This window comes from Amycolatopsis sp. H20-H5 (assembly GCF_035828755.1).
Taxonomy (GTDB): Bacteria; Actinomycetota; Actinomycetes; order Mycobacteriales; family Pseudonocardiaceae; genus Amycolatopsis.
The window spans coordinates 1-7,901 of record NZ_JAYMZS010000209.1 but is presented as its reverse complement, the minus strand read 5'-3'; the positions used below and the strand labels follow the sequence as shown (position 1 = coordinate 7,901).

The following is a 7,901-nucleotide window of genomic DNA, read 5'->3' as shown; positions in this document are numbered from 1 at the left end:
GGGAGGTACTGGGGGACAGAGAGGCTGCCTCGGGTGGGCTGGAAGCCCGAAACGGGCTCGGGGCCGCTCGCCTGCTGCGGGAGCCGGTTCGCCGAGCGGGGCTGCGGAAGCGGGGGCAGCGGCTGTTGCTGCCGGGGCGTGACCGGTCGCGGTGGCGCCAGCGGGAGCGAACCCGTCGACGGCGGGTCCATCGGCTGGCCGGTGAGGCGGTGGCGGTGGGCGTTCGAGGCGGCCGGGCGCGGCGTGTGCGGCGGGACCGGCGGTGTCCAGGCTTCGCCACCGCCGCTCAGCCGGTGCCTGCCCGCCTGATCGTGCTCCTGGTGTTCCGCCCCGGTGCTCATGTCGGTCCGACCGTAGCGCGGTGGTGCCCTGACGCCGGTAGGCACTGGCTTAAGCCAAACGGAGCAACGGTGTCACGGGAATACTCACGGGCACTCTCCTGAGCGGAATCCCGCGTAGAGTCCCTCGCATCTGCACGCGCATGCAGAAGTAGGCGCGCTGGGCCGTAGCCCGCGCGCGTCTGCCGGGCGCAGCCCGACCCTGACGCGAGGGTCCTCACCTGTCCCACAGTAGAAGCAGCAGGCGTCGGAAGTCATCGCCAACTCTGCAAGTTGCAGATGTTTCACTCGGTCGGGTGCGTCCGAATGGGCGTGTCGTCGACTACCAAGCGCAATCGGCGCTGCTCAGAGTGTTTACCCTCCGCTGCGGTACTTGGCCTGGGTCGACTGCAGTGCCTTGACGGCCACGGCGCCGCTACCCACAGCGAGAAGAATTCCCAGAATGTCGAACGCCGGTCCCCCGGCCGTGAGCAGCCAGGCCACCAACGACGCTCCGGTGGTACCGGCGGCTACCGGCCACCGGGTGCGCACGTAGTGCGCGATCGGCGCGCCACCGGCACGCTTACCCGCCGCGTTGTTCAGCATGGCCAAATAACCCGCATGGCCCAGTGCCGCGACGAGACTCACGAGCGCGATCACGACGGCGATGAAATCAATCATGTTTCCAGTGTGCCTTCGACTAGGTCCGCATGGCTCGGGGAACACCCTGATATTAGCGAGGGATTTGCCTGAATCGTCCGGCTCAGCGGCCGAGGCGCCCGCGCCCGAGGTTCAGCAGGGCCATCGCCAGCTGGCGGCCTTCGGGGCCGAGGTCGCGGTAGCGCGCCAGGACGTCCATCTCACGGTTGTAGACGATCTTGGTGCCACCGGCCGCCATCCGGGCCGCGCCGATCGTCTTCGACACCTCGACCCGGCGTTTGACCAGCCGCAGTATTTCGCCGTCGAGCCAGTCGATCTCCTTGCGGAGCTCGCCGATCTCTTCGGCGGCGGGCAGGACGGGCTCGGTTTCCGGCTGCGCGTTCATCGTGACCTCTCCTCGCGGTGGACTTCCCGTAGGCCCCGAGGACGACGAAAGCCCCGGGTCCGCGGACTCCGGGGCTGCTCTGGTGATTGCGGGTCGGGCACTACGCGATCACGGGAGCCGGAGTCCGGGTCCCGTAAAAAAATCGATCGACGTAGTGCCGCACACCGTCAGTATGGCACAGCCGTCGCGCCGCCTCGCCGGAAACCGCGCACCCTGGCGTGCAAGCCCAGACTGACGGCGAGCCAGAACATCGGCATGGCGGGCCAGAAGAACGGAACGCCGGACGCGACCCAGCGGACGATCAGCAGCACCGACAACGCCACCGCGACGACGAGGTGCACGCGGAACGCCCGGTGCCGCAGCGGCGCGAACTCGCGGGGCGGCCGCTGGCGCGGCAGATCCGAGGTGAGCTCCGCCAGCTCGTCGGTGAACTTCGTGGCGTAGACCGCGCCGAGCCGATCTTCGACCTCTTCGAGGGTGAGCCTGCCTTCGCCGCCTGCGGCCTGCACGGCCGAAGCGACCCGTTCCCGGTCAGCGTCCGCGGCCCGGAGGCGGCGGGGATTCGAGTTCTCCATGGATTCGATGCTCCGCGCGCCCCCGCTCCCGCGCGTCGGACGACGGGCGGCATCCCCGGCTACGTCCGCTGCGGTAGCGCCCGCCCGGCCTGTCGGTCCCCCCGGGTAGCGTGGACAGGCGATGAACACCCTCTTCGATCTCCCCGCGGACAACACGCCGAACACGCGCCGCGCCCAGGATCGGCATGCCGACCTGCTCGCGGACCTGAACCCGGCCCAGTGCGACGCCGTCACCCACACCGGCCGCCCGCTGCTGGTGGTCGCCGGTGCGGGCTCGGGCAAGACGCGGGTGCTGACCCGCCGCATCGCGTACCTGCTGGGCGCGCGCGGGGTCCATCCCGGCGAGGTACTGGCCATCACGTTCACCAACAAGGCCGCCGCCGAGATGCGGGACAGGGTGAGCGAGCTCGTCGGCCGCCGGTCCACCTCGATGTGGGTGTCCACCTTCCACTCCATGTGCGTGCGGATCCTGCGGCGCGAGGCGAAGACGCTGGAGATGTCGTCGAGCTTCTCGATCTACGACTCCGACGACACGAAGCGCCTGATCACGCTCGTGGCGCGGGATCTCGACATCGACCCGAAGCGCTACCAGGCGCGCACGCTGGCCATCCACATCTCGAACCTGAAGAACGAGCTCGTCGACGCCGAGACCGCGGCCGCGCGGGCGGGCAACGACCTCGAGCGCCGGGTCGCCGAGGTCTACGGCGAGTACCAGCGGCGGCTCAACCAGGCCAACGCGATGGACTTCGACGACCTGATCATGCGCACGGTCGAGCTGCTGCAGACCTTCCCTGACGTCGCCGAGTACTATCGGCGGCGCTTCCGGCACGTCCTGGTTGACGAGTACCAGGACACGAACCACGCGCAGTACACGCTGGTCCGTGAGCTCGCGGGGGCCGAGGGCGGCGAGATCGAGCCCGCGGAACTGGTCGTCGTCGGCGACGCGGACCAGTCGATCTACGCCTTCCGCGGCGCGACGATCCGCAACATCGAGGAGTTCGAGCGCGACTTCCCGAACGCGCACACGATCCTGCTGGAGCAGAACTACCGCTCCACCCAGACGATCCTGTCCGCGGCGAACGCGGTCATCGCCCGCAACCCGAACAGGCGCGCGAAGCGGCTGTGGACCGACTCGGGCGACGGCGAGAAGATCGTCGGCTACGTCGCCGACAACGAGCACGACGAAGCCGCGTTCGTGGCGGGCGAGATCGACGCGCTGGCGGACAAGGGCGAAGCCGACTACTCCGACGTCGCGGTCTTCTACCGCACCAACAACCAGTCGCGGGTGTTCGAGGAGATCTTCATCCGCCTCGGCCTGCCGTACAAGGTCGTCGGCGGCGTCCGGTTCTACGAGCGCCGCGAAGTGCGCGACATGCTCGCGTACCTGCGCGTCCTGGCGAACCCCGAGGACACGGTGAGCCTGCGGCGCATCCTCAACGTGCCCAAACGAGGCATCGGCGACCGCGCGGAGGCCGTGGTCGCGGCCCACGCCGAACGCGACCGGATCTCATTCGCGGCGGCGCTGCGCGCGGCGGTCAACGGCGAGGTCGCGCTGCTCAACCCGCGCTCCGCCAAGGCGATCACCGGATTCGTCACGCTGATGGACTCCCTCGGCGAGGTCGTCGAGGGCGGCGCCGAGGTCGCGGACATCCTGGAGGCCGTGCTCGAGCGCACCGGCTACCGCGCCGAGCTGGAGGAGTCCGACGACCCGCAGGACGCTTCACGCGTCGAGAACCTGACTGAGCTCGTGACCGTGGCGAGGGAGTTCACCGAGCTCACCATCGAGGTCCCCGGGCCCGACGGGGAGCTTCCGGCGCTGACCACGGTGCCGGTCACGCCAGACGCCGGAGTGCCGGAGCCCGGTTCACTGCCCGCGTTCCTCGAACGGGTATCGCTCGTGGCCGACGCCGACTCGATTCCTTCCCCCGACGGTGGCGACGAGGACGAGCACGATTCGGGCGTCGTCACCTTGATGACCGTGCACACGGCCAAGGGCCTCGAGTACCCCGTGGTGTTCTGCACCGGCTGGGAAGACGGGATCTTTCCGCACCAGCGAGCGCTCGGGGACCCGGCCGAGCTCGCCGAGGAGCGGCGCCTGGCTTACGTGGCGATTACTCGCGCGCGTAAACGGCTGTACGTGTCGCGGGCGCTGGTGCGGTCGGCTTGGGGGCAGCCGCAGATGAACCCGGCCTCCCGGTTCCTGGACGAACTGCCCGCTGAGCTGGTCGATTGGCGGCGGCTTGAGCCTTCTCGGAGCGGATTCGGGACTTCTACTGGGACGCCTCGGGTGGCTACCACCTGGGGGAATCGGAGCGCTTCTTCGGGGAGTGTCAGTCCTTTTGGGAAGGGCTGGAAAGAGACTGTCGCGCTCAAGCTTGATGTGGGCGACCGGGTGAGCCATGACAAGTACGGGCTCGGGACGGTCGTTTCTTGTGACGGTGTGGGACCGCGGGCCACCGCGACCATCGACTTCGGTGGTTCGGGGAAGGTGCGGTTGATGCTGATCGGCAGTGTTCCGATGGTCAAGCTTTAGGTTTGTTTTTTTGGTTGGGTCCTGAGGTGTGGTTAGGAGCCTGTGTTTTTTGGCCAGCGCGCTCACAAACTCGCGCCGCCAGGTCGCCCCTGACTCCCAGCGTAAGTGCGGCTTTGTCTTGAAGGGGGGCGACCTGCCGTCGCGAGTTGGGAGGCCCTGGCGGGCCTGAAAGAGGGCGCGCGGCGGTGAAGTCTCCACTCGCAGGGCTCGCGGAGACGCTGTGGTCCTGGAGCACGCGGGGGTTGGGTTTTTGTGGTGTGTGTTGGGGGCGGGTCTGGAGGGACCGGTGACTGGGTCCTTGGGAGTCTCTGTAGGGCTTTGAATGCCCCTGAAGGCCACCTTCACGGCGTAAAACGCCGTGAAGGTGGCCTTCAGGGGCACTGGTGGTGGTGCGGTCTTGGTTGGGGGAAGTGTCGGACCCCTTTGCTATAACTGATCGAACAGAGGTTCGATTTATGGGGTAGGCTGGCTGGAGTCGGGGTGCCCCGCGGGACGAGGGGGATCAGGGTGTGGACGGCGTCTTGTTTGGGGTTCTTGCGGGCGGGGTACACGACTATCTGCGGGGTGTTACGGGGACGGCGGTCCCGGATCGGGGTTCGGAGCCGCCGGAGGTTTTCAGGCTGGCCGCGGCCTGGCGCGCGTTACTGCGCATGCACGAGCTCGGCGGGGACGGCCGATGCGTGCTGTGCGGACGGGGACGCGTCAGGTGGTGGTTCGCCCGGCGGGAGCCCGCCGAGCTTTGCTCGGTGTGGCAGGTCGCCGTGGGCTACTTTGTCCGCCGGTTGCCCGGCGGGCGGCCGTGACAGCAGTGGCGACGAGCGCGCCCTGGTCGGGTTGGCCACGGCCGAACGGCCCGGTCCCGGTCTGTCCGGGCTGAATTCTCCGGGACGAGACTGTTCGGGATCGGGCCGTTCGGGCCAAGCTGTGTCTACCGGGGCTGCGTTTGCTGGGGCTGCGTTTGCTGGGGAAGTGGAAAAGTGGTCAGACGGTGATGCCGCGCGCTGCGAGCCAGGGGCGGGGGTCGATCTTCTTGGACCCGTTCTGCCACACCTCGAAGTGCAGGTGGGGGCCGGTGCTCTGGCCGCGGCTGCCGATCTCGGCGATCTGCTCGCCGCACTTGACCTTCTGCCCCTCCTTCACGGAGAAACTGTTCATGTGGCCGTAGACCTGGATGGTGCCGTCCGAGAGCTGGACCCGGACCCACAGGCCGAAGCCACTGGCCGGGCCCGCCTCGATCACGGTGCCGTCGGAGGCGGAGTAGATCGGCGTGCCGATCGCGTTGGCGATGTCCATGCCGAGGTGGCTCGTGCCCCACCGGGCGCCGAAGCCCGAGGTGAAGGTGCCGTGCGCGGGAAGGCAGGTCTTCGGCCGGTTGGCCTCGTCCGCCGCCTTGCGCGCCGCGTCGGCCTCGCGCTTTTCGCGCGCCTGGGTGACGCCCGCACTGTCGTTGAGCTTCTGGACCTCGGCCGAGGCGTCGGCCACGTGGCCGGTCGGAAGCAGTTCGGGCGCGCCACCGGAGCCGGCGCTGCCGAAGCTGAAGGAGGCGCTGGCGTCCTGGGTGCTGGCCAGCGGGGTGACCGGCGCTTCCGAATCGCCGATGCTCTTCAGTGTCTGGCCTGCGGCCGCGGCGGCGAAAGCGCCTGCGGCGACGGCTGCGACCACGACACGACCACGGAGGGCCGAGGAAGGCGGAGCGATCCGGTGCGAGCCCCGGACGCGAATGACCGCACCGTCCAGCGCGTCTTCGAGAGCCGGGGAAGGAGCTTGGCCGCCGGGGGAGCGGTGTGAAGCCAAGGCGGGGCCTTCCGTGTTCGGGGAGTCTGATCAGAACCCGGGCGGGGGATCCCGGTGAGCGACCTCGGGGGTGGTTGCTCGGCGTTCTCTTCGTGACCTGACTGTAATGGGGACCTCGGAACAGTAACGAAGGGGCACCGTTCTCGGCAAGATGTGACCGGGGTATCCGCCGAACGAGCGGTAGCGCCCCGGCCTCCACCTGTGGGGATTACTCAAAGTTGGAAGGGGTTTACTCCATCCGATGTGATCTGGCTTACAGAAAACGGTGCCCGAAGTGCCGGGAAAGTGGCTTCAGCGGTCCTGAAAGCCGCCGGAAAGGGGGCCAAGCGCGGAAATAAACGCTTGCGTGACGGTGTTGAAGCGGGCTTACGCGATGGCGGAACCGACTCCGGTGTCCGCCTTGCTAGCGTCGCTGCCGATGACTTCGCGCGCACGGCCTTCGTCCCGGGGCTCAAAGCCGGGCTCCAAGCCTTCTTCGAAGGCCGCTTCCGCCAAGACAGCCTCAAGGGCCAAGCCGGCCCCGAAGCAGGCGACGCCCGATACCGACGCCGGGCGTCCTTCCCCGGCGTTGACCGGCGCGGTCGCCTTCTCGGTGGCCGGAGCGTTCCTGCTGGCGGCCGGTGGCCTGGTCCCGGTCGTGCTGGACGCGCCCGCGGGTTACCTCAGCTGGCCGTTGCTGGTGGTGCTGGCGCTGGTCCCGGCGGCGGTCGCGGCGGGCTGCGCCTTCACCGGGCGGCACGGGCTCGCCGCCGGGTTGCTGCTCGGGCTGGCCGCGCTCGCCCCTGGCAGGCTCGTGCTGGACCTGCAGCTTTTCGCCGACGCCTCGCTGGCGACCAGGCCTGAGCTGTACCTCCCGTCGCGTCTGCTGGACTCGACGTCGCTGGGCGCCGGGGCGTGGCTGCTGGCTGCCGGGCACGTGCTGACCGCGGTGGCCGGGTTCTTCGCCGCGCGCGCCGCCGGTGAGCAGGCCGAGTCCGCCGGGTTCGCGGCCGCGCCGCGCCGGGCACGGGCCTTCACACCCTTGCTCGCCCTGGTCGCTTCCGTCGCCTTGCTGATGGCGCCGATGCAGTCGGACGACACCTTCCTGCTGGCGAAGGCCGCGTTCGATGGTCCGCTGACGACGTTGCTGGGCTTCCTGCTGCTGGCGGGAGCCCTGCCGCTGGCGGCCGCCCTGGGTTCGGGTTCGCCGGACGACGGCGTCGCGAAGGGCTGCCTCGCCGGGTTGGGCGTCGCGGTGCTGACGGTCGTGGTGCCGGAGCTCGCCGCCGGGCTCGCGCTGTCCACCCTGCACGTCACGGCCGGGCCGGTGCTGGCCATGGTCGTGGCCGTGCTGCTGGTGGCGCTGGCCTGCTCGCCGTGGACGTCCTCGCGATCGCCGCTCGCGGACGAGTCCGAGAGCGGGGACCTGGCCGGGGAAGCCCGGTTGCCGGGGCTGTTCTGGTGGCGCCTCGCGACGGGCGTGCTCGCGCTGCTCACCGGCGTCGCGTCGGTGATCGGCGCGTTCGCCGCCCAGCTGAGCCTCCACCCCGGGATCGTCACCGCGCCGCCGCCGGAAAGTCCCGCCCGCTGGGTGCTGCTGGCTGCTGGGCTCGTGCTGGGCTTGGCCGGTCTGCTCGTGCTGGTTCCCGCGGTGGCCG

The 7,901-nt window shown here is 69.4% G+C and carries 5 protein-coding genes and 2 pseudogenes; 2 read left to right on the top strand and 5 right to left on the bottom strand.

All coding sequences use genetic code 11. The features are described from left to right. The 4 genes and pseudogenes from QMK34_RS46105 to QMK34_RS46090 form a co-directional block, all read right to left on the bottom strand. Nucleotides 1–341, bottom strand: a pseudogene (locus QMK34_RS46105) (hypothetical protein); the annotation flags it as partial. 351 nt (nucleotides 342–692) lie between these two features. Next, nucleotides 693–998 carry a hypothetical protein gene (locus QMK34_RS46100; protein ID WP_326421283.1) on the bottom strand — a complete coding sequence of 102 codons (306 nt, stop codon included), beginning with the start codon at nucleotides 996–998 and terminating at the stop codon, nucleotides 693–695. An 82-nt stretch (nucleotides 999–1,080) separates the two neighbouring features. Further along, nucleotides 1,081–1,362, bottom strand: coding sequence for a chorismate mutase (locus QMK34_RS46095; protein WP_326421282.1), 282 nt, complete (start codon nucleotides 1,360–1,362; stop codon nucleotides 1,081–1,083). 167 nt (nucleotides 1,363–1,529) lie between these two features. Continuing rightward, nucleotides 1,530–1,937 carry a DUF1707 SHOCT-like domain-containing protein gene (locus QMK34_RS46090; RefSeq protein WP_326421280.1) on the bottom strand — a complete coding sequence of 136 codons (408 nt, stop codon included), beginning with the start codon at nucleotides 1,935–1,937 and terminating at the stop codon, nucleotides 1,530–1,532. A gap of 121 nt (nucleotides 1,938–2,058) precedes the next feature. On the opposite strand from QMK34_RS46090, the gene pcrA reads away from it, so the two are divergent. Further along, complete coding sequence (gene pcrA, locus QMK34_RS46085; RefSeq protein ID WP_326421278.1) at nucleotides 2,059–4,470, top strand: DNA helicase PcrA; 2,412 nt, start codon at nucleotides 2,059–2,061, stop codon at nucleotides 4,468–4,470. Between the two features lie 981 nt (nucleotides 4,471–5,451). On the opposite strand, the gene QMK34_RS46080 is transcribed toward pcrA, so the two are convergent. Next, complete coding sequence (locus tag QMK34_RS46080) at nucleotides 5,452–6,132, bottom strand: M23 family metallopeptidase (protein WP_326421276.1); 681 nt, start codon at nucleotides 6,130–6,132, stop codon at nucleotides 5,452–5,454. 550 nt (nucleotides 6,133–6,682) lie between these two features. Between QMK34_RS46080 and QMK34_RS46075 the strand changes: the two are divergent. Further along, nucleotides 6,683–7,901: pseudogene (locus QMK34_RS46075) on the top strand (hypothetical protein); the annotation flags it as partial.

Coding starts and splice junctions, on each gene's coding strand:
- QMK34_RS46095 (WP_326421282.1), bottom strand. CDS start 1,362: ATGAACGCGCAGCCGGAAACCGAGCCCGTCCTGCCCGCCGCCGAAGAG.
- pcrA (WP_326421278.1), top strand. CDS start 2,059: ATGAACACCCTCTTCGATCTCCCCGCGGACAACACGCCGAACACGCGC.
- QMK34_RS46090 (WP_326421280.1), bottom strand. CDS start 1,937: ATGGAGAACTCGAATCCCCGCCGCCTCCGGGCCGCGGACGCTGACCGG.
- QMK34_RS46100 (WP_326421283.1), bottom strand. CDS start 998: ATGATTGATTTCATCGCCGTCGTGATCGCGCTCGTGAGTCTCGTCGCG.